The sequence below is a fragment of the Brucella sp. NBRC 12950 genome (assembly GCF_030268145.1).
Lineage (GTDB): Bacteria > Pseudomonadota > Alphaproteobacteria > Rhizobiales > Rhizobiaceae > Brucella.
Genome location: NZ_BSQC01000016.1, coordinates 42401 through 65663 on the forward strand (window position 1 = coordinate 42401; position 23263 = coordinate 65663).

The window sequence follows — 23263 nt, forward strand, 5'->3', positions numbered from 1 at the left end:
TTGAAAGGCCCGTTATGGAACACATCGATCATATACTGGTTGTCGATGATGATCGGGAGATCCGCGAGCTAGTTTCAAGCTATTTGAAGAAGAACGGCTTCCGCACCACGGTTGCGGCTGATGGCCGCCAGATGCGCAGTATTCTTGAAGCCAACTCTGTCGATCTGGTTGTTTTGGATATCATGATGCCCGGTGATGACGGGCTCGTGCTTTGCCGCGAACTGCGGGCTGGCAAACACAGGGCAGTTCCGGTCATTTTGCTGACTGCGCGCGATGACGAGATGGATCGCATTATCGGGCTTGAAATGGGGGCGGATGATTATATCTCCAAGCCCTTTGCAGCCCGTGAGCTTCTGGCCCGGATAAAATCCGTTCTGCGCCGAACCCGCATGTTGCCACCGAACCTTCAGATCAGCGAAGCTGGGACCTTGCTTAAATTTGGAAACTGGCGACTGGACACTGTTGGACGGCATCTGCTCGATAATGAAGGAACAGAGGTTGCTCTAAGTGGTGCAGAATATCGACTTTTACGCGTCTTCATTGACCATCCGCAGCGGGTTTTGAACCGCGATCAGCTGCTCAATTTGACGCAAGGGCGCGATGCAGAACTCTTTGACCGATCCATAGATCTTCTGGTCAGCCGTTTGCGACAGAGATTAAGAGACGATGCCCGAGAGCCGCTTTACATCAAGACCGTACGTGCAGAGGGCTATGTTTTTTCCGTGCCTGTTGAGATATCGGAGCCGCGCGTATAATGATCCAAGGCACTCACAATTTTCAGTTTCGCTTTTGGCCCCGTACGTTACGTGCGCGGCTTTTCCTCATTTTGTTTGCAGGCCTTCTGATTGCTTATGGATTGTCTTTTAGCATTCTTGTGGCCGAGCGATATATGTCGGCTAAAGCAATTATGCTCGGCACATTAGAGAGCGATCTGGCAACATCGATCGCGGTTATTGATCGCCTGCCTTCGCAGGAGCGGCCCGAGTGGCTTAACCGGCTTAGCCGTGGCAATTACCGCCTCCTTTTAGGAACTGGCGACCCTGGAGTTGAAGACACGAGCGGACGTGGGGCTGAAATTGCTGAACGCATTGAGGATGCTGCGGGGCATAAATATCCCTTGCGCGTTGAAGCTATCCCAGGGGAGGGGCGGCGGTTGCAGGCACATCTGACATTGTCTGATGGCGAGCCTTTAACGATTGATGTAACGCCCCGCGGGGTAATGCCAATCGCATCCTGGCTGCCGTATGTATTTATATTACAAATGATTTTGCTGATTTTGTGCGTCTGGTTTGCCGTGCGCTTGGCTGTGCGACCTCTCGGTGATTTTGCAGCTGCGGCCGCGGCCCTTGATCCCAATACCAAGACGCCCCCGGTTCCGGAAACGGGGCCTGTTGAAGTGATTAAGGCAACACGTGCGTTCAATGCAATGCGTGACAGAATTGCACATTATCTGGAGGAACGGGTTCAGATACTGGCTGCGATTTCTCATGATCTGCAAACGCCAATCACCCGGATGCGTCTGCGGGCGGATATGGCAGAAGATACCGAAGACAAGCGCAAACTTATCAAAGATCTTCGTGAAATCGAACAGCTTGTTCAGGACGGGATTGCTTATGCGCGCAGTACACATGGCCGTGGCGAAAAGCCGTCCCGTATCGACCTGTCATCATTCATCGACAGCGTAGCTTATGACTATCAGGATACCGGAAAACAGGTCACAGTCTTAAGCAATGTTTCAGGAACGGCACTGACCAAGCCGCACGCTTTGAGAAGGATTCTGACCAATTTCATCGATAACGCGCTGAAATTCTCTGGGGCAGCAGAGATAGTGGTCGAAAGGATGGAGAACCAGGAGCTCGTCATCACTGTTTCCGATAGAGGGCCGGGGATCCCAGACGATAAACTGGCGGCTGCGATGCAACCATTTTATCGCCTTGAGCGCTCGCGTAACCGGGAGACGGGCGGCACCGGATTGGGGCTCGCCATAGCGCAGCAGCTTAGTGTAGCGATTGGTGCAACAGTGCGGCTCTACAACCGTGAGGGAGGTGGTTTGGCTGCTGAGGTTAGAATTCCAAAGGGTTGATGATCCTGTTCAACAATGTATCCGGGCTACGTAGTGATACATTTTGGGTATTTCCTGAAATATGCAGGATACTGCTGGACATTAAATTTTCTCTTGTCAGCGGTTTGGCAGTTATTTTGCGAAGCTGCAAAAAGAGAGGAAGAAAAATGTCTGCTATCGAAAAGGTTCTCTATACCGGAAAAGCCCGCACGACGGGTGGTCGTGATGGTGCAGCACTGAGTGATGACGGCGCACTTGATGTACGGCTTTCACCTCCCGGCAGCGGTAAGACCGGAACCAACCCCGAGCAACTGTTTGCGGCCGGATGGTCTGCGTGCTTCATTGGTGCAATGACAATTGCTGCAGGCAAGCAACAGCTTCGTCTTCCGTCCGAGGTAGCCGTCAACGCAGAGGTCGACCTTGGAACCAATGACGGCGGGTATTTTCTGCAGGCGCGCTTGCAGATCTATTTGCCGGGAATTGATCCGCAGCTGGCTCGCACAATTGTCGAACAAGCGCATCAGACCTGCCCCTATTCGAAAGCAACGCGGGGCAACATCGCTGTGGAACTGACGATTTTAGAGACTTAATCTGCAAAAAAGGAGCGCTTAAGATGAAGTATATGATTGTTGGACTTATTGGTTTTGCGCTGCTTTCAGTGGCATGTCCGTATGATCTGACATCGACAGAGCCTTCAGCGTTGACTGGGCTGTTCAGTCTACTGACAGGCGCGAGCTGAGGCTTTCAAAGCGTTGCGGCGAAGGCACCGTCCCGGTCGGCAATATCGGGACGGATCATGCCATAATCCTTCAACTGTCATGTTTGGCAGCATATTGCTTTGCAAGCTCGATAAAGGCTCGGAGTTTCGCCGGTACGTGTCTGCGTCCGGGATAGTAGATACACAATCCCTCATAGGGAGGTGTCCATTCATCAAGCATCTGAATGAGTTCGCCAGTCTTGAGATATTTGTCGACTGAAAATTCGGAGAGATAGGCGAGGCCCGCACCCGCGAGAGCGGCTTCGAGCATCAAGCCGCTCTCATCTAGAACGAGTTGACCAGGCACATCTATACGGAACGCTTCGAACTGATTTTCGAACTCCCAATGATAGTAACGCCCACTGACCATTCTGGCGCGAATGCATTGGTGGTTCATCAGATCATGTGGATGAACAGGCTTATCACGCCCTGAAAAATAAGCAGGTGAGGCGACAATTATGGAGCGGATCTTCGGAATGATCGGAATAGCAATCATATCTGGCGAAACGGCTTCTCTGAGGCGAACGCCTGCATCAAAACCTTCGCCAATGACATCGATAAGGCCACCTTCGGTAATCATCTCCACCTCCATCCGCGGATAAAGCCGCAGATATTCAAGGATCATTGGGATCAAAAGCATCCGGGCTGCGCCAAGTGCCATATTCAACCGCAGGATGCCTGTGGGTTCGGGCCCTTCCTCCCGAATGTTATCGAGCGCAATGTCGATGTCATTAAGTGCTGGGATGACGGCCTCAACCAATCTTTCGCCAGCAGTCGTTAGTGCGACGCTGCGTGAGGAGCGATTGAAAAGCCTGACACCCAACCTCTCTTCCAGACCTCTAACAGCGTGACTTAATGCGGATGAGGAGACGCCGAGTTCGCGCGCTGCAGACCGAAAACCTTTGTTTCTTGCCACAGCCGCAACGGCTTGCAACTCGGCGAGTGTGGCATTGGTCATCGCGCGATTCTCCTCATCAGTCCGAAAACATTCGTGCATGTTTACTTGTCAATAGCAGAGACTTAACTCTCTTGCAGCAACCTTTAAGGATTTTTATCATGCGAAAGATCGAACAGATTTATATCGACGGAGCCTTTATTACGCCTGAAGGCAATGAATGGCTGGATCTATCAAATCCATCTACCGAGGAAACGATTGGCAGTGTTCGCCTCGGTAATGCCAATGATGCCAAGGCGGCGGTTATGGTTGCAAAGCGAGCGTTTCCTGCGATGGCAGCAACTAGCAAAGCCGAACGCATTGATATGCTCAAGAGCCTTGCAGAAGCGGTACTTGCGAATCCTCAAGAGCTTATTGATGCAATGCGTGAAGAGTACGGAGCGCCCCACTATTTCAGCAGCTTCTCCGCGCAAAATGCTGCCTCAGCTTTCAATGTCATGGCAGAAGCGGTTGCAGATTATGATTTCGATCGTGTGGCCGGCCGGAGCATGGTGAAAATGCTGCCCAGAGGCGTTATAGCTGCAATCACCCCTTGGAACAGCAATTTCGGCTTTATTGCGAGTAAGCTTGCACATGCAATTGGTTCTGGTTCGACTGTCGTCATTAAACCCGCCGAACAAAGCGCGATCCAGACACAGCTCTTTGCTGAGCGGTTACATTCGGCCGGATTGCCCGCCGGTTTATTCAACATCGTGAACGGGACAGGGGCGGTTGTCGGCGCAGCTTTGACGGGGGATAAAGATGTGACAACGATCAGTTTTACAGGCTCGACCTCTGCAGCCAAGCTCATTCAAACTGCAGCCGTTGAGGATATGAAGCGCGTCGTTCTTGAGTTGGGAGGCAAAGGTCCAACGCTCATTTTGCCTGATGCGGACTTGGATCATGCATTGCCCATCGCTTTGCTGTCGGGCTTTGCCAATAGCGGCCAGGCATGTGTAGCAGGCACTAGAATTCTAGTGCCACGGGCACTTCTTTCCCAGATCGAGACCCGGTTGAAGCAGGAAGTTGCCAAATTCAAGGTCGGAGACCCAAGTAATCCTGATGTTCGAATTGGACCAATGGCAAATCTGGCGCAATGGAACCGAGTGCAATCCTATATCCGTCTTGGTCTGGAAGAAGGCGCTACTTTACTTACCGGCGGGCTCGAGCGTCCAGATGGTCTTACCAAAGGGTGGTTTGTCCGACCAACGATCTTCACCGATGTCACAAGTGACATGCGTATTGCTCGAGAAGAAATTTTCGGGCCGGTTCTTAGCCTTATTCCATACCGGGATGAAGAAGAGGCCGTAGCCATTGCCAATGATAGCGATTACGGCCTGCAAGCCTACGTGTTAGGGCAAGACATGGAGAATACGCAGCGCGTGGCAGCGCAATTGATGGTTGGTCGCGTGGTCATCAACGGCGCTCCTCATGATCCAAGAGCGCCCTTTGGCGGCTTCAAAAAATCCGGGCTTGGGAGGGAGATTGGCGCATTTGGGATCGATGAACTTGTAGAACCGCGAGCAATTCTGATGCCTTAAAATATGCCAGCTATCGCAGTGCTTATTATCTCAATAACGGAACAGCTTGCGAAAGCGGTTTCGTTGTTGCAACTGACCTCAGTTGCGTGAAACTGATGGGGATTGGACCGGCAAAATCGAACCGCATCCTCCTAGCCGCGGCTGCTTTACGGGCGCCGACTGACTTCTGTCTTGTTGCGACCCGCGGATTTTGCAACATACATAGCTTTATCGGCGCAATTCCAAAGAGCATCGAACTCTGCGCTTGAGTTAATATGTCCACTGCAAATACCCATACTCACTGTAAACGGGATCGCTTGCCCATTATGATGAAGTGGCTCAGCTAGAAGTTTCTCGCGAAATCTATCGGAAGTTTCTGTACTCCATGCCGAGGTCCGGCCCGGGGCAATTACCATGAATTCCTCTCCACCCACCCGTGCGATCAAGCTGTCTTTGGAGAATGTTGCACTGATCAAATTCGCACAGTGCTTTATCGCGGCGTCACCTGCTGCGTGGCCATAGGAATCGTTTATCAGTTTGAAATAATCGATGTCGATCATGATGATCGACACCTTGGCCCTTGGGCTCTTTCCTGGGCCAGGGTTTGCAAATGCCTCTATGCTCCGTCGATTAAGGAGGCCTGACAACGGATCACGTAGTGCGATTGCGCGCAGATTGTTCACACTACGCTCGTATGCGATCAATAAAGAAAAGGCTCCCGAGGCGCTGATGTGGATAGCGGCAGCGACCAGGTTGAGCTGCAGAAAAAGATCGGCCGGTAAAAGCGAATCCATAGATGGGTCAAGGAACCAACCTTGCAGGACCCTCAATAACGAGGATACTACCAGCACTGCGTAACTCGCGATCAGTCCCCATTTTGATTTCAGATCTTCTTTTTCACAGGCAATAGACCAGATGATTACAAGGATCTGAACGGCAATCAGCAGATTTATTGTGCCGAAAGCTGTGCCAAGCCCCGTCAGTGGCCAGGAAATGTAGGCGAGCACTGCGGCTGACGGGACGATCAGAAGGGCTTTTATGGTCGCTGACTTGCCATAGAATTCGCGAATTGCAATCCAGCGCAGGCTCAAACCTACGAAAATCAGAAAATTCGGTAGAAAAAGGTCTGCTGAGCTTCCGCGTATTTTTTGTGAAAAGACAAGGAAAGATATCGCAAATACAATGTTCGAGATCACCATATACGCCCAATAAAGGCGATCATTGCGTCCGGTTCCGGCAAAGGCAAAAGCGGTAGCGAAAACCAGAAGCAACAGAGCGTTGAGGGCGAACATGGTCTGCTGATCTAGATTGAGTAATGCAGACATATTCAAACTCTCAGAGCAGTGGAAAATCTAGGTTCTTCAATTTGTTGATATTCGGCGCTCCATCTTAACACTTCGCGCGGGATCTATTGACGTTGATGGTGGATCAAAGCTCCTCGAGTGCATCGCCAAGTGTTTCAATCTCACGCAATCTCTTGCGACCCGCAACCCCTGCTTTTTCTATCGCCCTTGTTGTGAGTACATGACAAAGTGCCATGACCGACACATGATTGAAAAGCGGACCTGGTGCAAGAGTCTGGCAGTGAAAGTGCCAATCTGCGGAAGCACGAAATGGAGCACCTTCATCAGTTATATAAAGGAGCTTAGCGCCCCGCTTCTCAATTGCCGACAGTATGTCGTCCAACTTCGAAATGCGTCTGCGCAACGCGAACACTATAACGAGATCCTCTGGCGCAATCGCCACAAGATACTCGGCAAGGGTCTGTCCAGGACCAGGGATGGCCACTATGTTATCGACTACTTGCGTCATTTGCCACTGGAGATAAGAGGCAAAAGGTTGACTGCTGCGAAAGCCCATGACCCAAATTCGGCGCGCGGTGAGCAATGTTTGCGTCACAGCGTCAATCTGGGCATCGCGAATAGAAACAAATGTCTGTTCAAGATTAGCAATTCCCTGGCCGACATGTGCTGCAAGCGATTGTCCTTCAGCCAGGTCAGTGACGCTCGACAAGAACAGACGTGACCCCGTTTGCTTTTCCTCGCGGGCATGACGACGGGATTCTTCGTAAGTTTCATAGCCAAGCCGACGTATGAAACGCGTGACGGTCGCGTTTGAAACATGTGCAAGCGAGGCGAGTTCGGACGCCGAGTAACTCGCAAGTTCACCAGGAAAGTCACATACAAATTCGCCCAGCCGCTTTTCGGCCGGAGGCAGTTCTTCCAGCGCATCTCGTACACGGGAAAGGAATGATCTTGGCGCCGCATTCATGAGTCAGATTGAAATCCAATTTTCAACTGAGGCAAGTTATTAGCAGAATTTCAAGCCTCATGCATCCTTTTTAATCGCACGAGAAATCCACTATCTATCTGTTTATCATGCATAAAAAATAACTATCAAAATCAAATTTCTTGTGCTTCAATATGAAAAAATAATTTCATACGGCTGAACAAGGGAGTTAGACCGTTATGGCAGGGGAACAAATGATACAAACTGGCGGCTCTTCGCCAGCAAATAAGCAAATGGAACAAGCGCTGGGAAGCATAGGAGTGACGGGCGCGCACAAACAGATATTGCTTTTGGTTCTTATCGGATGCCTGTTCGACAGCTTCGAACAAAACACTATTGGCTTGGTAGGGCCAATTTTGCGCGAGCAATGGGGCCTGACGGGTACCGATATTGGATTCTTAAATACGATAACCTTTGCGAGTGCTGCTGCAGGTCGTCTTCTCTCCGGAATTCTCGGAGATCGTTATGGCCGACGCGTCATGCTTAGCATAAATTTGCTCCTGTTCACCCTAGGCTCGGCATTATGCGCTCTGTCGCCGAGCTTTGGTTGGATGTGTGTGGCCCGGGCAATTGTGGGCTTTGGTGTGGGCGGTGAGATATCGACAGCTGTAACAATGCTCGCTGAATTTTGCTCACCAAAGTTTCGTGGGACAGCAGCAGGCCTTGTGAATGTGGGGGCGGGTGGTTTCGGCAATTTTCTGGCACCGGCATTCGGCTTGCTCGTGTTTACGTTGTTTCCTGGCGAGAACAACTGGCGCTGGTTATTTGCTGTATTAGCAATCCCTGCGTTTCTGGTGGTATTCTTCCGCCGATATGTTCCTGAGACCCCTCGTTTTCTGGCCTCTCAAGGGAAAACTGAAGAAGCAAACAAAGTACTCTCAATCTTGGCTTCAGGAACCTTGCGGCCTAAGAATCTCAAGATAAAAGAGTACCTCTCAAAGCCAGAGGCCAGTGAAGTTGCGCCGACAAAAGGAAACTGGAAAGAGCTTTTCCATCAGCCATTTATCGGAAGAACTATTCCTGTGGCGATCGCAATCTTGATGAGTTACGGCGCGCAGCTTTCTGTGCTCACTCTGATGCCCATGATCTTCATATCGATGGGGCACACTCTTTCGGGCAGTCTGCTCTACAGCATGATTATTCAAAGTGGTAGTGTTTTAGGCGCAATTGCAGCTTCAGCCTTTGGCTACTACTTCCCACGTAAGAAAGTACTCACGCTGGGATCAGTTTGTGCATGTGCTGCCGCCTTGGCCATTATCTATCTAGGAACCAGCTTGTATTTGGTTCTGTTTTTTGGAGCGGTGTTCCAGTTTTTTGTGTTGCTCCTAAACACATCAATCTGGATCTACGCACCAGAACTTTATCCAACACGTATACGCGGCTTCGGCGTGGCACTTATCCTCGCGAGTGGTTCTGCTGCTGGTTCATTTGTGCCAACAATTGCGGGCGCGCTGTTTGATAACTTCGGCATGATTGGAGTTTTCAGTCTCGCAGCGTCAATGTATGCGGTATTTGCTTTCTGTATCCAATTGGGACCGGAAACCTATCGCCGTTCCATGGAAGATCTGACCCAACCGGCTGATCTAGATACAACAGACGTAACAACATTAAAAACTGCAAAAGAACAGGTTTGAAATTGATGTCATCATCTCCGCGTATATTGCTGATTAATCCGAACAGTACAGTGGCTACGACGGAGATGATGCTCAACATCGCACGTCGGACAGCTCAGGGGCGGCTTGAACTTGATATGGCCACCGCCGACCGCAGTCCATCGATGATCGTGAATGAGGTGCAGCTCCAAGCTTCGGCAGCTCAAGTTATCGAAATCGCGACTAGAGAGGCTCCTAATTATGATGGGATCATCGTGAGTGCCTATGGCGACCCAGGCGTTGTTGCTCTTCAAAACAGACTTGCAATTCCTGTCATCGGCATTTGTGAGGCATCGATGATTGAGGCTGGACAAAATGGTCGGAAATTTGGAGTTGCTACGGTAACGCCGGATCTGGCAGATGCGATAGCGGCACGCGCTGATTGGCTTGGTTATGCTCAAACCTATACGGGAATTCGCTGCACACACGGCGATCCAGAGCAATTAGCTGGCAATAATGACTTATTATGTAAAGAATTGGCGAAAGCTGTAAACGACTGTCTACAAGACGATGCCGACGCGGTGATAATTGGAGGAGGGCCGCTTGGAGAAGCAGCGGAATTTTTGCGAACCTGGTTTGAAATACCGATTATCGCTCCAATATCTGCGGCGGTTGAGTTGATGATATCAGCGTCGCAGCTCGGGTTGGATGAGCCTGTAGAAATTAATGATTGTGTCGCTAGCCGCAGCTGACCTGCCTAGTGAGACAATTTTGCCTTGCGTTTGCATTTGCACAATCAACGCTATAACCAGGAGTGTACAAATTTCATTGTGCGCAGATTGGTTGCGGACTGCCCTGCTTAGAATCGTGCAAATGCAGGATACGTTCTCTGATCAAGCTGGAAAGACTTAACGCCGCTTCTTCATCTGCCAAGAGGCGTGATCATATGCGTTCAAGGCTGTGCAGTACGGCGTTCTCATTAGTGGTCACGGTTTACGTCGCTTCTTTGCTAAGATGACAAGCTAGGAAGTCGAGCGACATCTTATCAACCGGGCCAAAGCGCAGGTCCGTTAAGCTTTAGCCCGAAAGCCAAGAATTTACCTTGATGCGGTGCTCAATAAGCACAATATTGCACGGACTTTTCGAGTATTAGCAAGGCCATCATTATGTTTGCCAATCGCCTAAAGGTGTTTTTATGCTGCTTGCCGCTTTCTAGCATCATAATCTGGACGATCGCTAACCTGAAGAGTGAACGTGTCATCTCTTTATCGCACCAAGCCTCGGTAAATTTCGGCTGGCCTCTCAAATGGATCCAGCAGGATATTTCACGCTCACCATTTTCGCGGTATCCCCAACAGGTCAGATTAAGCTGGGTAAAATTCGATCAGTTTCCGACGCAGGTCGATTGGGCATTCTTCGCTGTAAATGTCGCTATTCTGAGCCTCGCTCTGATGGGGTTTTATCGCTCAATACCAGCAATTATCGAATTTACACGCCGGTCCCCACGCTAGAAGTGTCCGCAGCTCATCATATCACCAAAAAGGGTTCACATTTTTAGTCTTCTCAGATTTTTTTGAGCGAATTCCTCGCTCGGACCAAAACCACACAAACCAACTCACGACGCCGGTTGCTTATTTAAGAAGACCGTCAGCGTTGAATTCATCCCACCCCTTTGGTGTTGAACCGTCACTGTTTGCATTTTTTGGGGCTGTCTGTTGCTTTTCAAGGTTCTTCTGGGAGCGTATTAATTTGGCCTTCGCGGCGGCCCGCTTTCTATTCTCAGACGCGGTCTCTCTATCGTGCTCACGCCATATTTCCGTGGCCCCACGATCAAGAATGTCTTCGATCACTTCGGGATCAAAGACATGAAAAGTAATTTTTCTGGCACGACCGCGCAGTTTCACTGTACGCGTTCCAGCGCTTGGAAGACGCCCGTCTTTCAACCACTTGTGACGTTCAGTCGTTGATATTGCGAGAATGTCTTCCACTTCCCTTGGAATAACGGCCAAGTCAGTCACTTTCTCAAGGACGCGATCTATCGAAGCGACAGTTGAATCAAAGCGGTCACGTGAACCAACTGGCAACGACAATGAAATCGTCCCAGCTTCCAAGCTTATCGCTTTACGCACGATGACTGGCACGCGCGCCCTTATTTCCTGAAAAATTCCCTTGGCGCGAACACCAGAGCCGAGCGTGGCTGTAACAGGGAGCTGCCAGGTTTGTGTCAATTGCACGCGTTCTGCGTCGGTGTCGCTTTTCTTTCCCATATCCTTGGTTAAATGGAATTGATGTATGGTAAAGTCAACAGTCGCGGGACCCAGTATCTACAGGGCCTTTCGCGCAGATGCCTGTGAGAGAGTAGCTGAATTGATATGGTCGATGACGTAAAACACAAACCTTGTGCACAAGATGAGGTGACCGAGACCGACGATAACAGATGCTCACGAGGATTTATACTTCCTCAACAGGATAAATCCGGAGAGACAGAAGCAACAACAGTTTGTGAGAATGATTGGCCACTCATGCCGCAAGAAGCCAAAAACGGACCATAAGGCGAAGCCAATCACCGTGACAGTGTACATGCGTAATGAGATGGCTGCAGTGTCACCTGTTCGTACGACCTTCACGATTTGCGGCACAAAACTTGTGACCGAACAAAGCGAGGCGAGATAGCCGATGATAAGTGCGACGTCCATTTTTCTCTGTTCAGGTTTGAGCCTAAGCGGCATTATACAAGTTTCGCGATGCAGGAACTGAACTCCAGGTTCGTCTCAATGTTCCGCAACTTCTGGCGTTTCCGTTCCTGAAAGCTCGCTGACGCCAGATATTTAGGACGTTTGAAGAGCAATCAAGCAGCTTCTGTTTTGGGTATAACTGAACGAGGCTAAAGATCTGCTATTTGGGGTTGGCTGGGAAAAGCTCTGCCGCTATGCTAAATAGAGGATCACTGAAGCCGGGTATGATTGATGAATCGATATAATGGAAAAAAGCGCCGGCTATCGCGGCGAGCGCTACTTCCATTATCTGTCTGGTTGGTCTTAAACTTGGCAAGCGTTCTATGCCTTTCGATTTATCAACATACCACGTTGTTATCCCAGCTTCAGGCAGCGAGTTTCACCTTGCATCGCCAGGCATCGCAGCGGGTGGATCAGCACGATGCGCACCTCACAGCGCTTTCAACGATCGCACAATCCAAAGCCAGAAGCGAAGAGACTTCACAGCTCGATGTGTTTGAGGAAGTCGCTGGGACCATCATCCGTTTTTACCCGCGAATTGATGAAATCCAGCTGGTGCCGGTAAATCCCGAAGGACGAGTGATCGGAAGTCGGCCTCTCGAACCGGAACTGATTACAGCCGTTCGACAAGCAGCTTTGTCATCGGGCAAAGTTCCCCACCTCATGTCGTCGGACAAAAGACCCGGCCACTATTTGATCGTGAAACGCAGCCCCAACACGGAAAGTCCCCATGATGGGCTCATGCTGTCGATAAATGCCGATGCGTTGATCAGCTCGGATGATCCGTTTTGGGACCGTCCCGGCACCGCGCGTCGCATCCTCATGCCAGATGGAACAGTCTTGTCCAGCCATCCGGGATCCTTCAATAATGCGCAATTTTCGAAGAAGCTGGGAAGCAGCACACAACCGCTCATTTTTGAAACGGCCATCGCTATAGGCTGGTCTGATTTACTGCCACCCAATCGTCTGGTTCCGATCCTGGTCTTGGTTAATCTGCTGTTTTTTGGCGGGTTGTTTATCGCGCGACAGACGCAACGCACGCGGCAAGCTGAACGGCAAGCGGAATTAAGTGGTCTTGAAGCCCGCCTTGCTCATGCGACGCGTGTCAATTCGCTCGGCGAAATGGCCAGTGGCATGGCTCATGAACTCACCCAGCCTTTGACGGCCCTTCTTGCAAGTGCTCAGGCAAGCAAGCGACTGTTGGAACGAAAAAATCTTTCCGCTGTTGGAGAAGCGCTTGATGATATCGTCCAGCAGGCTCGCAGAGCGTCGGCTATTTTGGATCGGCTCCGTAACTGGTCACGTCCGCAACGGCAGGGAAATAGGCCCTCAGATCTGAGAAACTCGCTGATGACGGTTAAGACGCTGCTCGATCAAGAAGCGCGCCGTCGAAACGTTAGCATTGAACTCATTATGCCGTTAAGCCCCGTCATAGCCACCGTGGATGCAGTGGAAATGGAACAGGTCATGTTCAATCTCCTACGCAATGCGATTGAAGCATTTATAGACGACGCTTCGGAAGATGGCCGCCGAGTTGAGGCGTCGTTGAAGCTTGAAAATAATCTCGCGGTCCTCGAAATAGCCGATAATGGGCCCGGCGTGGACCCGCAACTTCTCGACCGGCTTTTCACTCCCTTTACGACCGGACGTTCAGAGGGCACGGGCCTGGGACTGGCACTCAGCAAACGGCTGGTCGAAGGTTTCGGCGGTGAGATTCACTGCATTCCCAACAGCCGCGGGGCAATGTTCCGGGTTGAATTGCCGAATACTCAAGGCGAAGGATAGCAATGTGGCGTACCCTGTTTATTTAGTGGATGACGACGAAGCCGTCCGAAAAGCGCTAAGTCTTCTTCTATCGACCATCGACATTGAAGTCAGAACCTTCGCAGATCCGACAGTTTTTCTTGCCCAACTCACTCGCTTAGAACCAGGATGTTTGATTTTTGATATCCGCATGCCGGTCATGACCGGTCTGAAACTCCAGGAGCGACTTGAGGGTCAACTTGTTGATTGGCCGGTGATTATAATCTCTGGTCATGGGGATATCGAGGCTTGCCGGAAAGCGTTTAAGAACGGCGCTGTAGATTACCTCTCCAAACCCATAGACGAACAAGACTTGATTGACGCTATTCATAAGGCTCAGAACAAGCTTTCGCAGTTGCTCATTGATAAGGCCCTTAGGGCTGAAAACCAGGCTTTGCTCGCTACATTGACTGTCCGGGAGCGTGAAGTTCTTGAGCGCATTGGACAAGGGTTCACCACCAGGCAAATCGCCGATAGCCTTGGTTTGTCCCCACGGACCGTCGACAGTCATCGAGCAGCAATCGGATTGAAATTGGGAACGACGTCACAGGCAGAGATGACACGTATGTTGTTGCAAGGCATTGCTCCTCAGTAGAACTACGGAGGATCATGCTGTAATTACGGATACTCTAAGGCAAAAAGAAGGGTTAGACTGCGCTCATTACGATTAAGGAGTAACCATGATCCGCAAACTTGCAATTTTGGCTTTGTCGATGGCTCCGGGCGCAGTTTTTGCCCAGACGCTTCCTACCACCCCTTATCTCCCGCTTGAACTGGCAACAAAAGCGGCCCAGGCTGCACTCGAAAGCTGCGCCGCCAAGGGACACAATGTGAGTGTCGCAGTTGTAGGGCGCGATGGATCGACCAAGGTTCTTCTCAAAGCGGACCTCTCTGGCCCGCACACAGGCAATAGCGCAACAGGCAAAGCGTTCACCGCAGCAGCGCTCGGCCGCGATTCCGGTGAAATCGCCGATTTCATCGCCTCCAAGCCAGCAAATAGTGGCATGAGAGATATGGATTCCCGCTTTGTCATCCAGGCAGGTGGTCTTCCAATCAAGATCGGCGAAGCGCTGGTCGGGGGGATAGGTGTCGGTGGTGCGCCGACGGGCAGCATCGACGCCGAATGCGCACTCGACGGTGTTCAAGCACTCGCTCAAAAATAATAAAGCGTGATGAGGCGCTGAAATTAGCGCCTCCCACTGATCGGGCTTGGAACTGTTTTTTCAAAGATCCGACGAATTTTCGGTCGGGGCGCAATTGGCAAAATGGCAAACAGGATCTCTAGAGAGATCCTGTTTGTTTGGCCGGTCGTATCTCTTGTTATCGGCGATACGCAAGACCGCCCCATATACGACCTTCCTCGCGATGGCGGCCGCCATGCACCGCACCAATATATGCTGCTGCAGCAGCGACAAGCGCGGAAGCGGCAAGAAAAAATGCAGTCAAAATACCGGTAATCCTTGCTTGCTCCGCAGCATTGGCCGCTTTGGTCTTGGCTTCTTCGATGGCCTTCTCAGCTTCAGCTCTCGCATCCGCAACCGCCTTTTGGGCTTGATCAAATTTCGTTTGAGCTTCTGTCCGAAGTGTCTGAACCCGTTCCACTGCTTGATTGACACGCGTGTCGGCGTCAGTTTGGCTGATGCCCGTGCGATTAGCGACTTGCGTACTCAGCCAAGTCTTATCTGCTTCAGAGATTTCGCCTGTTGAAAGCAAATTACCGAGGATACCAGCGGCCTGCCTTTGGAAATTGGCAACATCCTGGACTTCCTGACCAGCCGTCATGTTTGGATTGTCAGTCCGAAGTAGCGTGTCTGTCAGATAATCCATTGGATTGGTCTTCAAGCCCTCTGGCAACATCTGTTCGACGGAGGGTGCTGCGGCTTGGCCCGCACCTTGCGCCAAGCCACCTGCTGCGTTTCCGACACCTGTCATGACACCACCAGCAAGTTGTCCAGCGCCCTGTGCAGCGCCGCCAACGACGGAACCTGTGGCCTCAACAGCTGTCTGGGCAACATTTCCAACAACTTTAGCTCCGCCTGATAACACACTGAGAGCGAAAAGCGCAGAAATCACAGTTCCAAGACCCCATACGACAAGACCATTGATCCCATCGCGAACGGTAGACTCGTCCCGCGTCGCGGTCCCCGTCGGGCGGCGCATTCTGCCAGCGATATACCCACCCAGCATATAGGATGCGACCATCGACAGGATTAAGAAAAGTGCCGTTATAACAAGCCAGGCAACACTGAGGTCGCCACCATCATCGACCGAAAACGAACTTAGGCCCAGCCCGCTCGCGAAAGCCGTCATAACTGCCATGATAGCGGACGCAACTACAGCGCCAGCAAAAATCGCGGCCCAGTCAACGTATCCGCGGTCTGAAGAACTATCGATTACAGTTTGGTCAACCATCAACGTAATCCCAAAAAAGAAAGAATGAACAACACGATTACGACAAGACCTACTAAATAGATGATAGAATTCATGTTGATTATCTCCTTTTATAGCTAGCACCACGGCCAGTGAATATATCGTAATCTCACTGGCAGACTGGCTTTGCATTGCTCAAATAACTCCTCAGCTTTCAAAAAGTTTCAGCCTCGTCAGATTTTTATTCAAGGCGTTCAACGAAGGCCAAGAGTGCAAAGAAAATGGCATTCCTAAAAGGTTAGCAGGATCAGACCAACTGAATCCCAAAACCTATAAACCGCAGGGAGGGATAGAGGGGACATTAGCGGGACTGCGCGGTTCTGATCGGGAGGTTTAAAATGGTAAAAGAAATTCAACCCGACCGCAGTTCTGGCGCCCGCACGCGTGGTGCCGTTCTAAAGGCGAGACTGGTGATAAAGTCCCCGGCTTAGATCCGGCAGTGGCTCCATATGAGACTGAGCCCGGAATGCGGTGATCCTAACCCGATCGAAGCGCCATCACCCAAGCTTGAAAGGGCGTTTATGGCGTCAAAGTATACAGCCGAACGGGTGGCATGAGGGCACGGGATCCTGGAGCACGCGAATATGAGAAAAGCGGCAGACTGTGAGGGCGTTGCCCCAATATTATCAGTGCTCCTCGTCATTCTTTTACGGGTCTTTATATCGCTATTTTGTGTTGGAGGTGATGATGCCGGAGAACAAGAGTTTGAGAGGTGAAAGCGGATCCTCGAAGATGTTGGTGGTTCGAGTAAGCCACCACAGGGCATTCAAATGCCTCACACCTCGGACACACCCAGCCAATCACCTAGCGAGGTCGAGAAAGGTAATACCCAACAGACAGGAACCGGTGCCGACCAGCCGAGTACGCCTGCTCAATCCGATTGAGAGCCTGACGCTTGTCCTCGGACGGGATAGGCGTGGTTCATCTGAGAGGTGGAAGAGTGAGCGACTGTGCACATTGCGGCAGCCTAAAAAGCCCTGCGCATATTAAATTCATCCTGGCATTTAATCGAGAACGACCATTACAGGTGCATGGTCACTTGATCGGACCCAACCTCGAGGCTCTCTTCTAACGTCTGCCGTTCGAAGCCTTAACGCAAGCTTGGGATCGAGCAAAACATGGTCTATCCTGAGACCTGCATCTCTTTGAAAAGAGTTGCGCCAGTATTTCCAAAAAGTAAAACTCTGTTGCTTCGGATGTAGCTGCCTGACCGCATCCGTCCAACCCAAGCTTAAAAGCAAAGAAAAAACCTCTTTGACTTCCTCGCGAAACAGCGCATCATCGCGCCACCGCTCAGGGGCGTAAACATCAAAATCGGTCGGTATTATATTGAAATCGCCCATCAATGCTATTGGCACATTCTTGTCCAGGAGTTCCGCCGAATAAGTGTGCAATCTTTTGAGCCAGGAAAGCTTGAAGTCGTATTTTGGACTAGGCACCGGGTTGCCGTTCGGAAGATAAAGGCAACCGACAAGAATACCATTTACGGCAGCTTCGATATAGCGGCTTTGCGTATCACGGGGATCGCCTGGTAGGCCAATTCGTGTCAAAACAGGCTTCTGACCTCGGGCAAGAATGGCAACACCATTCCAACTCTTTTCACCGTGCCACACTGCCTGGTAGTCAATTTCGGACAACGACGAGTGCGGGAACTTCTCGTTCGTTGTCTTCAATTCCTGAAGCGCTACAACGTCGGGTCTGTCTTCCTTGAGCCATCGCATAAGGACCGGCAATCGACCATTGATCCCGTTCACATTGTAAGTCGCAATCCGCACGGAAGTTCCTTTCATTACTGCTTAATCAATAAAGGCCGTGAGACTCCAAATACCCGGTGGCTATGCATCTGCACCACGTCAGTGAGAGGTTTGGGTTAACTTAACTGTTGAGCCTTTGTTCCAGCACCCTGTAGTTTGAAGGTCATTGGAACGTTATTGAGCTTGATACGTTTATGACGCACAAATCTTGAGGGTTGAACGTATGGAACAATTCCACGCCGCGCTTTATGACGCTCTGAATTCCGACAATTTCAACATTTGGCCTCATGTGATCACGCTCGTCGCCGCCTATGTCTTAGCTCTTCCCATCGGGTGGCACCGAGAGAGAGAAGAACGAAGTGCGGGGTTGCGGACATTTCCTCTCGTTGCGGTTGCGAGCTGTGGTTTTGTCCAGGCGACCGAAGGAATTACAGCCCAAAGCCCCGAGGCATTGGCCCGGATAATTGAAGGGGTTATCACCGGCATGGGTTTCATAGGAGGTGGAGCAATCCTACGTCTTAGTTCTTCTGTCAAAGGAACGGCCACAGCTGCAAGTCTCTGGGCCACAGGGGCTATTGGTATTGCTTGCGCGGTGAACGCATTCGACATTGCACTTATCATTATGGTGTTTGCCTTAATCACCCTTATCCTCTTTTCGAATGGAAAAGTAGAAGATGTCCATCAAATTGAAGGGGGGAAGCAGACTGAAAGCAACAAGATCGTTTGAGGCTCCATTTTCTTGGAGCCGCACTTCCCAGGCGATATGTGTAAAAGGCGGGGGACATGTCCGAAGATCAGATGTTGCAGCCTGGGCTGAATTGTTGGCGGGTCGAAAACGCTGAACGCTTTGCGTTCATTGTCGACGGTGCCGACTACTTTATCTCCCTTCGAAAGGCGCTCTTAAAGGCACGTCAATCAATCATGCTTGTCGGCTGGGATTTTGACACCCGGATCTCTCTTGGCGAGAGCAACGACGGAGGGCCGCAGTATTTGGGCGACTTTATCCTTTGGCTGGCAGATCGGACGCCCTCATTAGAAATCCGATTGCTGCGCTGGGATACGGGTGCACTAAGGGCCCTGTTACGCGGTAACATGCTGTGGACTGTGATGAGATGGAAGGCTCACCCGCGGATTACGTTGAAGTTCGATGCAAAACATCCAATAGCTGCGTCCCACCATCAGAAAATCGTGGCAATCGATGACAGCATCGCATTTTGCGGTGGAATTGACCTTACAATGCGGCGCTGGGACACCCGTGAGCACCTTGACGACGATCCGCGCAGGGTTACGCCAAGCGGCTGTCCACAGGAGCCGTGGCATGACACAACTAGCGCCTTTGATGGCGACGCCGCCAAGGCAATCGGAGATCTCGCCAGAATGCGGTGGGAAGCGGCTACAGGTGAAGCCCTGGGACCCTGCGCAGAGCGGCACGACTGTTGGCCTGAAACTTTGGTTGCGACCTTTGCAAATATGCATCTGGGTATCGCCCGGACCCTTCCGAAAATGGAAAATCAGTTGCCAGTACATGAAATCGAGGCGGCGTGGCTCGATATGGTACGGCGAGCGAAGGGTTTGATTTACGCAGAAAGTCAATATTTTGCATCGCGAAAAATCGCTCATGCCTTGGCCGAGCGTCTCTTAGAGCCAGACCCTCCTGAAATAATTATCGTCACGCCCAATTCAGCTCAGGGCTGGTTGGAGCCACTTGCCATGGACACTGCCCGCGCGAGATTGGTAAAGGCTTTGCAACGCATCGATCACAGCGGTCGGCTGCGGATCTGGCACCCGCAAACGGCGAACGGTAACCCAATCTACGTTCACGCCAAAATTATGGTCGTAGATGATACAATTTTGCGGGTCGGTTCTTCGAACCTCAACAATCGCTCAATGCGCCTTGATAGTGAATGTGACATCATCCTTTCTGCTGACGAAGATAAGTATAAAGGATTGAGACTCGAAATCAGTCGGTTGCGTAATGACCTTATCGCTGAACATTTGGGCGTGACGGAAGAGGTCGTATCGCGTCTTTATGCGGAAACCGGATCAATGATCGAAACGATCGAAACCTTGAGTGGAACCGGACGCAGCTTGTATCCCTATAAGCTGCCCGAGCTTTCTGAGATCGAAAAATGGTTGGCAGAAAATGAAATCCTCGATCCCAATGGTCCTGAGGAAATATTCGAATCCACGTCCAAACGCGGGCTATTTAAGGGTTGGAACCGGTTGAAAATGCGCTTCAGGACAGCCAGACACAATAACCACTAAGCACGAAAGACTGTTTTACAAGACGACAGAGATCCGCAATCATCATACTGATGCAAGCGAAGCAGACTCTCAAAGAGCTGCGGTTCATCTGATATTTGCGGGGCGGACATTAATGTTTGGTTTTCCCTATAATCCTTGTGTTAGCTCTTTCAAAGACAGCCGAATCACGGCTTTCGCGTTCACAATTGGAAGCCTTGAAGGAAGTTGAATTGAAGCAGCGATTGAGCGCCGTTCTGTCCGATATCGAGGCAGAGATCTCACAGGTGGAAGCCCGCGGGAAGGTTGCGGATTACATTCCACCTCTTGCGCAGATCGATCCAGCTAAATTTGGAATGGCGGTGATGCTACATGAGGGAGCATTGCTCTCCGTTGGCAACGCAAAGGAAAAATTTTCGATTCAAAGTATTTCCAAAGTTTTTGCTTTGACGCTTGCACTCGGTAAACGCGGTGACAGCATCTGGAATAGGGTAGGCCGCGAGCCATCTGGTGATCCATTCAACTCAAGCGTTCTGTTGGAACTGGAAAAAGGCATCCCGCGCAACCCCTTTATCAATGCCGGGGCAATTGTCGTCGCCGATATCTTGCTAAGTTCTCATAAACCGCGGGAGACAATAGGCGAGATTGTCCGATTTGTTCAGTCAGTCTCGGATGACGATGATATATTCATAGATGAGAACGTTGCGAAAGCCGAGGAACAAACAGGTTTTAATAACGCAGCGCTTGCCAACCTGCTCAAAGCGAACAAAAACCTCGATAACCATCCTTCGCATGTTTTAGGCGTTTACCATCACCAGTGTGCATTGGCGATGTCCTGCGAACAACTGGCACGCTCTGCCCTCTTCCTCTCCGCTTCAGGCTGGGATCCATTAAGTGGTCACCGAATTGTCAGTGTTGAGCGAGCTCTTAGAATTAACGCGCTGATGATGACGTGCGGCCATTATGACGGCTCTGGCGATTTCGCTTTTCGGGTAGGAGTGCCGGCTAAAAGTGGCGTGGGCGGTGGGATCATTGCAACTGTTCCCGGTATTGCGTCGATCGCTGTCTGGTCGCCAGGACTGAACCAGCATGGCAACTCCTTGCTTGGCACTCGCGCCCTTGAAAAATTGTGCAAGGAGATGGGATGGTCAGTCTTTGGGGCGGCATCGTCCATGTGAGTTGATCTAAGGTAAGTTGCCGCTTCCGCCTTCATGTTGTCGCTCCATGTATGTGCGAGTGACTTGAACAAGGCAATCATTCGCTTCAGCCTCGGTTAAACCGGTCTGCAATTTAGCTCTATATTCTACGGGTTCGCCGCGATAGGCTTCTACCACTGACCACGTACCATCGGTTTCTTGTCTCACCTTATAACCGTTCTCTATCATGGCTACTTCTCCTTCGTTGAAGCTCGGAAATTCAGCCGCCGATTAAGACAACGCTTTCACGCAGGAATTGTTTCGTTTGAACATCGTTAGCCCAGCTCCATTGCAGGCTTGAAACCGCCTTTATAAGAAACCAGTGTTTTGCTTGCCACAGTGCATGGGTTTTTATTGAGTGCATCATTTTGAGTAAGGATGCTTAAGTGAACCCAGCTAAGGTCGTCTTTAGCCTAGCAAACCTCTTGATTTAAGCTGCTTACTTGTCAAAACGTGAATTTCTGCCAAGCTTCAATTTCTACTGAATGGGAGAACGAGAGAAAATGCTGGCAAAGGAATTGAGCGTTCAACTTACGCGTTGGAACCCGAACAACTATTCCGAAAACCGCGGCCATGACCACGAATTGGAGTGGTATCTTTGGTTTGAAGGTCGGGAAGCCTATCGGCTATTTGACAAAGGCCCAAGCGACCTGCTTCCGGCTCCTGGATATTTCGGACGGGATACAATACGTCCAACAATTCACCCTCGTGTCGTCAACAACAAGTTCAAGGTGCGTCTTGTCGCCATTGAGCGTGACGGTCCTCAATGGCTCGACCCAGACGACAGGGCAAAAGGCGAGATAACGATCGACATGGACAAATTCGGTCCGTACACGACCTGGAGCGTGATAGCAGCAGATCCACAAAAGACCGATCTAAATGTGCAAGTCTGGTTCGACATTAAGGGTCTTGAATACGTCGATGCGCCAGAAATACCGAAAGAGGACCCTCCTTCAATCGATGATACGACAAACTGGCCTTACCCATGGGGTGACAATGTACACGTGTTCGAACATGAAATGGGATTAGGCAAGAACTCCTCCTTACGTCTCACTCCAGACAAGTTGATTTCGCGACAAGAAATGCTGATCTTTACGCCTCAAGGGCTAAAGACCAACATGCAGGAAACATATCGCTTCAATGTTGCAAGTCTAGGGATACCGAATGACACGATGAGCAGCATCTTCGTTCCAAAGCAACGTGCTGGGCGGCTAAACGTTACCCTTTACAACCATGACTTTAGCGACCCGCGCTTCGGACAAAGCCAAAAAGTCACTCTGTCTAGATGGGGCCTTCAAAATCTGGGCCGTTATGGAATGGATGACAGGGTCTCATCGGTTGAGGTGGTCAAGACCTACCCCAAAACCAATCCTAGCCCTGTGAACTGAGAACGTTTGAGAAGAAAGCACACCAAATGACGGAAGATTTTCGGCCCTCGATGACCCGTCATTTGGCTGCCGTTCGGTTGTCGCCGTGCGACGAACGTTGCTGCATTACTCGGAAAATATCGCTTATTTCAATCACATAAATGCTCGCATTTTCATTCTGGCGATTGAGAAATTTCGGCATAGAAATATGAACGCCGCCGTTCCCACGCTTAAAGCGCCGACCAGTGTTCGGAAAGATTTCGACTTCGATCACATGGTGCGAACCTCGTCATATGAACCCTCGACGCGATGCGCTAGCGCAATCAGATGGGTGCAGCGGTGAAAGTCGTTGTAGGCAGCAAGGCAGGCGACATAGATGCTAGGATTACTGCCGAAAGGGCGATAAGGTCGCTGCTTCCAGGAAGGCTGCCGGTCTATCGTCATAAAATTATCGCTCGGCTGAATAGCATTCTTTGGAGAGCTGCGCCGATCGGTAACCACTTCATAAAGGCCTTTAAACTCGATAAGAACGACGGATAAGCTTAGAAGTTCGAGCACTCACCCTTATAGTGGAATTTTAGTC

Annotated in this window: 22 protein-coding genes; 14 read left to right on the plus strand and 8 right to left on the minus strand. The window is 50.7% G+C overall.

The features are described 5' to 3' along the window. Positions 1-14 precede the first annotated feature (14 nt). The 4 genes from QSJ70_RS22715 (at position 15) to QSJ70_RS22730 (ending at position 2801) form a co-directional block, all read left to right on the plus strand. The gene (locus QSJ70_RS22715; RefSeq protein ID WP_215781017.1) at positions 15-755 is read left to right on the plus strand and encodes a response regulator; all 741 of its coding nucleotides are present in this window, start codon (positions 15-17) and stop codon (positions 753-755) included. Further along, a complete protein-coding gene (locus tag QSJ70_RS22720; protein WP_285539886.1) occupies positions 755-2083 on the plus strand; it encodes an ATP-binding protein in 1329 nt (442 codons plus the stop codon). Before QSJ70_RS22715 ends, QSJ70_RS22720 begins: the two co-directional genes overlap by 1 nt. A gap of 146 nt (positions 2084-2229) precedes the next feature. After that, positions 2230-2652, plus strand: a complete 423-nt coding sequence (locus tag QSJ70_RS22725; RefSeq protein ID WP_285539888.1) for an organic hydroperoxide resistance protein — start codon at positions 2230-2232, stop codon at positions 2650-2652. Positions 2653-2675: 23 nt separating this feature from the next. Further along, positions 2676-2801 (plus strand): hypothetical protein, encoded by a 126-nt coding sequence (locus QSJ70_RS22730; RefSeq protein WP_256443895.1) that lies wholly within the window; start codon positions 2676-2678, stop codon positions 2799-2801. Positions 2802-2871: 70 nt separating this feature from the next. Here QSJ70_RS22730 and QSJ70_RS22735 read toward each other — a convergent pair whose 3' ends face one another. Beyond that, on the minus strand, positions 2872-3777 hold the full coding sequence (locus tag QSJ70_RS22735; RefSeq protein ID WP_285539891.1) for a LysR family transcriptional regulator: 906 nt from the start codon (positions 3775-3777) through the stop codon (positions 2872-2874). 98 nt (positions 3778-3875) lie between these two features. Here QSJ70_RS22735 and QSJ70_RS22740 point away from each other — a divergent pair, with 98 nt between their 5' ends. Further along, complete coding sequence (locus QSJ70_RS22740) at positions 3876-5294, plus strand: aldehyde dehydrogenase family protein (protein WP_285539893.1); 1419 nt, start codon at positions 3876-3878, stop codon at positions 5292-5294. A 146-nt stretch (positions 5295-5440) separates the two neighbouring features. Here the strand turns inward: QSJ70_RS22740 and QSJ70_RS22745 are convergent, their stop codons facing one another. Both QSJ70_RS22745 and QSJ70_RS22750 read right to left on the minus strand, forming a co-directional pair. Next, positions 5441-6598: a GGDEF domain-containing protein gene (locus tag QSJ70_RS22745; RefSeq protein WP_285539894.1), complete on the minus strand. Its 1158-nt coding sequence runs from the start codon at positions 6596-6598 to the stop codon at positions 5441-5443. A gap of 103 nt (positions 6599-6701) precedes the next feature. Then, the gene (locus QSJ70_RS22750; RefSeq protein WP_215781006.1) at positions 6702-7544 is read right to left on the minus strand and encodes a MurR/RpiR family transcriptional regulator; all 843 of its coding nucleotides are present in this window, start codon (positions 7542-7544) and stop codon (positions 6702-6704) included. Between the two features lie 197 nt (positions 7545-7741). Between QSJ70_RS22750 and QSJ70_RS22755 the strand changes: the two genes are divergently transcribed. Further along, on the plus strand, positions 7742-9196 hold the full coding sequence (locus QSJ70_RS22755; RefSeq protein ID WP_285539895.1) for an MFS transporter: 1455 nt from the start codon (positions 7742-7744) through the stop codon (positions 9194-9196). A gap of 5 nt (positions 9197-9201) precedes the next feature. Next, positions 9202-9906, plus strand: coding sequence for an aspartate/glutamate racemase family protein (locus QSJ70_RS22760; RefSeq protein ID WP_285539896.1), 705 nt, complete (start codon positions 9202-9204; stop codon positions 9904-9906). An 879-nt stretch (positions 9907-10785) separates the two neighbouring features. Here QSJ70_RS22760 and QSJ70_RS22765 read toward each other — a convergent pair. Both QSJ70_RS22765 and QSJ70_RS22770 read right to left on the minus strand, forming a co-directional pair. Next, positions 10786-11421, minus strand: coding sequence for a hypothetical protein (locus QSJ70_RS22765; protein ID WP_285539898.1), 636 nt, complete (start codon positions 11419-11421; stop codon positions 10786-10788). A gap of 174 nt (positions 11422-11595) precedes the next feature. After that, positions 11596-11883: a SemiSWEET family sugar transporter gene (locus tag QSJ70_RS22770; RefSeq protein WP_352231023.1), complete on the minus strand. Its 288-nt coding sequence runs from the start codon at positions 11881-11883 to the stop codon at positions 11596-11598. Positions 11884-12297: 414 nt separating this feature from the next. On the opposite strand from QSJ70_RS22770, the gene QSJ70_RS22775 reads away from it, so the two are divergent. From QSJ70_RS22775 to QSJ70_RS22785, 3 genes are all read left to right on the plus strand, one after another. After that, positions 12298-13674 (plus strand): sensor histidine kinase, encoded by a 1377-nt coding sequence (locus tag QSJ70_RS22775; RefSeq protein WP_285539902.1) that lies wholly within the window; start codon positions 12298-12300, stop codon positions 13672-13674. A 4-nt stretch (positions 13675-13678) separates the two neighbouring features. Then, entirely contained in the window at positions 13679-14287 is a 609-nt protein-coding gene (locus tag QSJ70_RS22780) for a response regulator transcription factor (protein WP_285539904.1), read from the plus strand. A gap of 85 nt (positions 14288-14372) precedes the next feature. Further along, complete coding sequence (locus QSJ70_RS22785) at positions 14373-14855, plus strand: GlcG/HbpS family heme-binding protein (RefSeq protein WP_285539905.1); 483 nt, start codon at positions 14373-14375, stop codon at positions 14853-14855. A 157-nt stretch (positions 14856-15012) separates the two neighbouring features. Here the strand turns inward: QSJ70_RS22785 and QSJ70_RS22790 are convergent, their stop codons facing one another. Further along, positions 15013-16104: a hypothetical protein gene (locus QSJ70_RS22790; protein ID WP_285539906.1), complete on the minus strand. Its 1092-nt coding sequence runs from the start codon at positions 16102-16104 to the stop codon at positions 15013-15015. 1022 nt (positions 16105-17126) lie between these two features. After that, a complete protein-coding gene (gene xth / locus QSJ70_RS22795; protein ID WP_285539908.1) occupies positions 17127-17912 on the minus strand; it encodes an exodeoxyribonuclease III in 786 nt (261 codons plus the stop codon). 187 nt (positions 17913-18099) lie between these two features. On the opposite strand from xth, the gene QSJ70_RS22800 reads away from it, so the two are divergent. The 4 genes from QSJ70_RS22800 (at position 18100) to QSJ70_RS22815 (ending at position 22701) form a co-directional block, all read left to right on the plus strand. Continuing rightward, positions 18100-18603, plus strand: coding sequence for an MgtC/SapB family protein (locus QSJ70_RS22800; protein WP_285539910.1), 504 nt, complete (start codon positions 18100-18102; stop codon positions 18601-18603). A gap of 56 nt (positions 18604-18659) precedes the next feature. Further along, the gene (locus QSJ70_RS22805) at positions 18660-20141 is read left to right on the plus strand and encodes a phospholipase D-like domain-containing protein (RefSeq protein WP_285539912.1); all 1482 of its coding nucleotides are present in this window, start codon (positions 18660-18662) and stop codon (positions 20139-20141) included. Positions 20142-20335: 194 nt separating this feature from the next. Continuing rightward, the gene (locus QSJ70_RS22810) at positions 20336-21295 is read left to right on the plus strand and encodes a glutaminase (RefSeq protein ID WP_502871713.1); all 960 of its coding nucleotides are present in this window, start codon (positions 20336-20338) and stop codon (positions 21293-21295) included. Between the two features lie 521 nt (positions 21296-21816). After that, entirely contained in the window at positions 21817-22701 is an 885-nt protein-coding gene (locus QSJ70_RS22815; protein WP_285539914.1) for a hypothetical protein, read from the plus strand. Positions 22702-22950: 249 nt separating this feature from the next. Here QSJ70_RS22815 and QSJ70_RS22820 read toward each other — a convergent pair whose 3' ends face one another. Then, positions 22951-23238, minus strand: coding sequence for a hypothetical protein (locus tag QSJ70_RS22820; protein WP_215780985.1), 288 nt, complete (start codon positions 23236-23238; stop codon positions 22951-22953). Positions 23239-23263: the final 25 nt, after the last annotated feature.

Excerpts from the sequence above, each read along its gene's own strand:
- QSJ70_RS22715 (WP_215781017.1), top strand. The coding sequence starts at position 15 with ATGGAACACATCGATCATATACTGGTTGTCGATGATGATCGGGAGATC.
- QSJ70_RS22720 (WP_285539886.1), top strand. The coding sequence starts at position 755 with ATGATCCAAGGCACTCACAATTTTCAGTTTCGCTTTTGGCCCCGTACG.
- QSJ70_RS22725 (WP_285539888.1), top strand. The coding sequence starts at position 2,230 with ATGTCTGCTATCGAAAAGGTTCTCTATACCGGAAAAGCCCGCACGACG.
- QSJ70_RS22730 (WP_256443895.1), top strand. The coding sequence starts at position 2,676 with ATGAAGTATATGATTGTTGGACTTATTGGTTTTGCGCTGCTTTCAGTG.
- QSJ70_RS22735 (WP_285539891.1), bottom strand. The coding sequence starts at position 3,777 with ATGACCAATGCCACACTCGCCGAGTTGCAAGCCGTTGCGGCTGTGGCA.
- QSJ70_RS22740 (WP_285539893.1), top strand. The coding sequence starts at position 3,876 with ATGCGAAAGATCGAACAGATTTATATCGACGGAGCCTTTATTACGCCT.
- QSJ70_RS22745 (WP_285539894.1), bottom strand. The coding sequence starts at position 6,598 with ATGTCTGCATTACTCAATCTAGATCAGCAGACCATGTTCGCCCTCAAC.
- QSJ70_RS22750 (WP_215781006.1), bottom strand. The coding sequence starts at position 7,544 with ATGAATGCGGCGCCAAGATCATTCCTTTCCCGTGTACGAGATGCGCTG.
- QSJ70_RS22755 (WP_285539895.1), top strand. The coding sequence starts at position 7,742 with ATGGCAGGGGAACAAATGATACAAACTGGCGGCTCTTCGCCAGCAAAT.
- QSJ70_RS22760 (WP_285539896.1), top strand. The coding sequence starts at position 9,202 with ATGTCATCATCTCCGCGTATATTGCTGATTAATCCGAACAGTACAGTG.
- QSJ70_RS22765 (WP_285539898.1), bottom strand. The coding sequence starts at position 11,421 with ATGGGAAAGAAAAGCGACACCGACGCAGAACGCGTGCAATTGACACAA.
- QSJ70_RS22770 (WP_352231023.1), bottom strand. The coding sequence starts at position 11,883 with ATGCCGCTTAGGCTCAAACCTGAACAGAGAAAAATGGACGTCGCACTT.
- QSJ70_RS22785 (WP_285539905.1), top strand. The coding sequence starts at position 14,373 with ATGATCCGCAAACTTGCAATTTTGGCTTTGTCGATGGCTCCGGGCGCA.
- QSJ70_RS22790 (WP_285539906.1), bottom strand. The coding sequence starts at position 16,104 with ATGGTTGACCAAACTGTAATCGATAGTTCTTCAGACCGCGGATACGTT.
- xth (WP_285539908.1), bottom strand. The coding sequence starts at position 17,912 with ATGAAAGGAACTTCCGTGCGGATTGCGACTTACAATGTGAACGGGATC.
- QSJ70_RS22800 (WP_285539910.1), top strand. The coding sequence starts at position 18,100 with ATGGAACAATTCCACGCCGCGCTTTATGACGCTCTGAATTCCGACAAT.
- QSJ70_RS22805 (WP_285539912.1), top strand. The coding sequence starts at position 18,660 with ATGTCCGAAGATCAGATGTTGCAGCCTGGGCTGAATTGTTGGCGGGTC.
- QSJ70_RS22815 (WP_285539914.1), top strand. The coding sequence starts at position 21,817 with ATGCTGGCAAAGGAATTGAGCGTTCAACTTACGCGTTGGAACCCGAAC.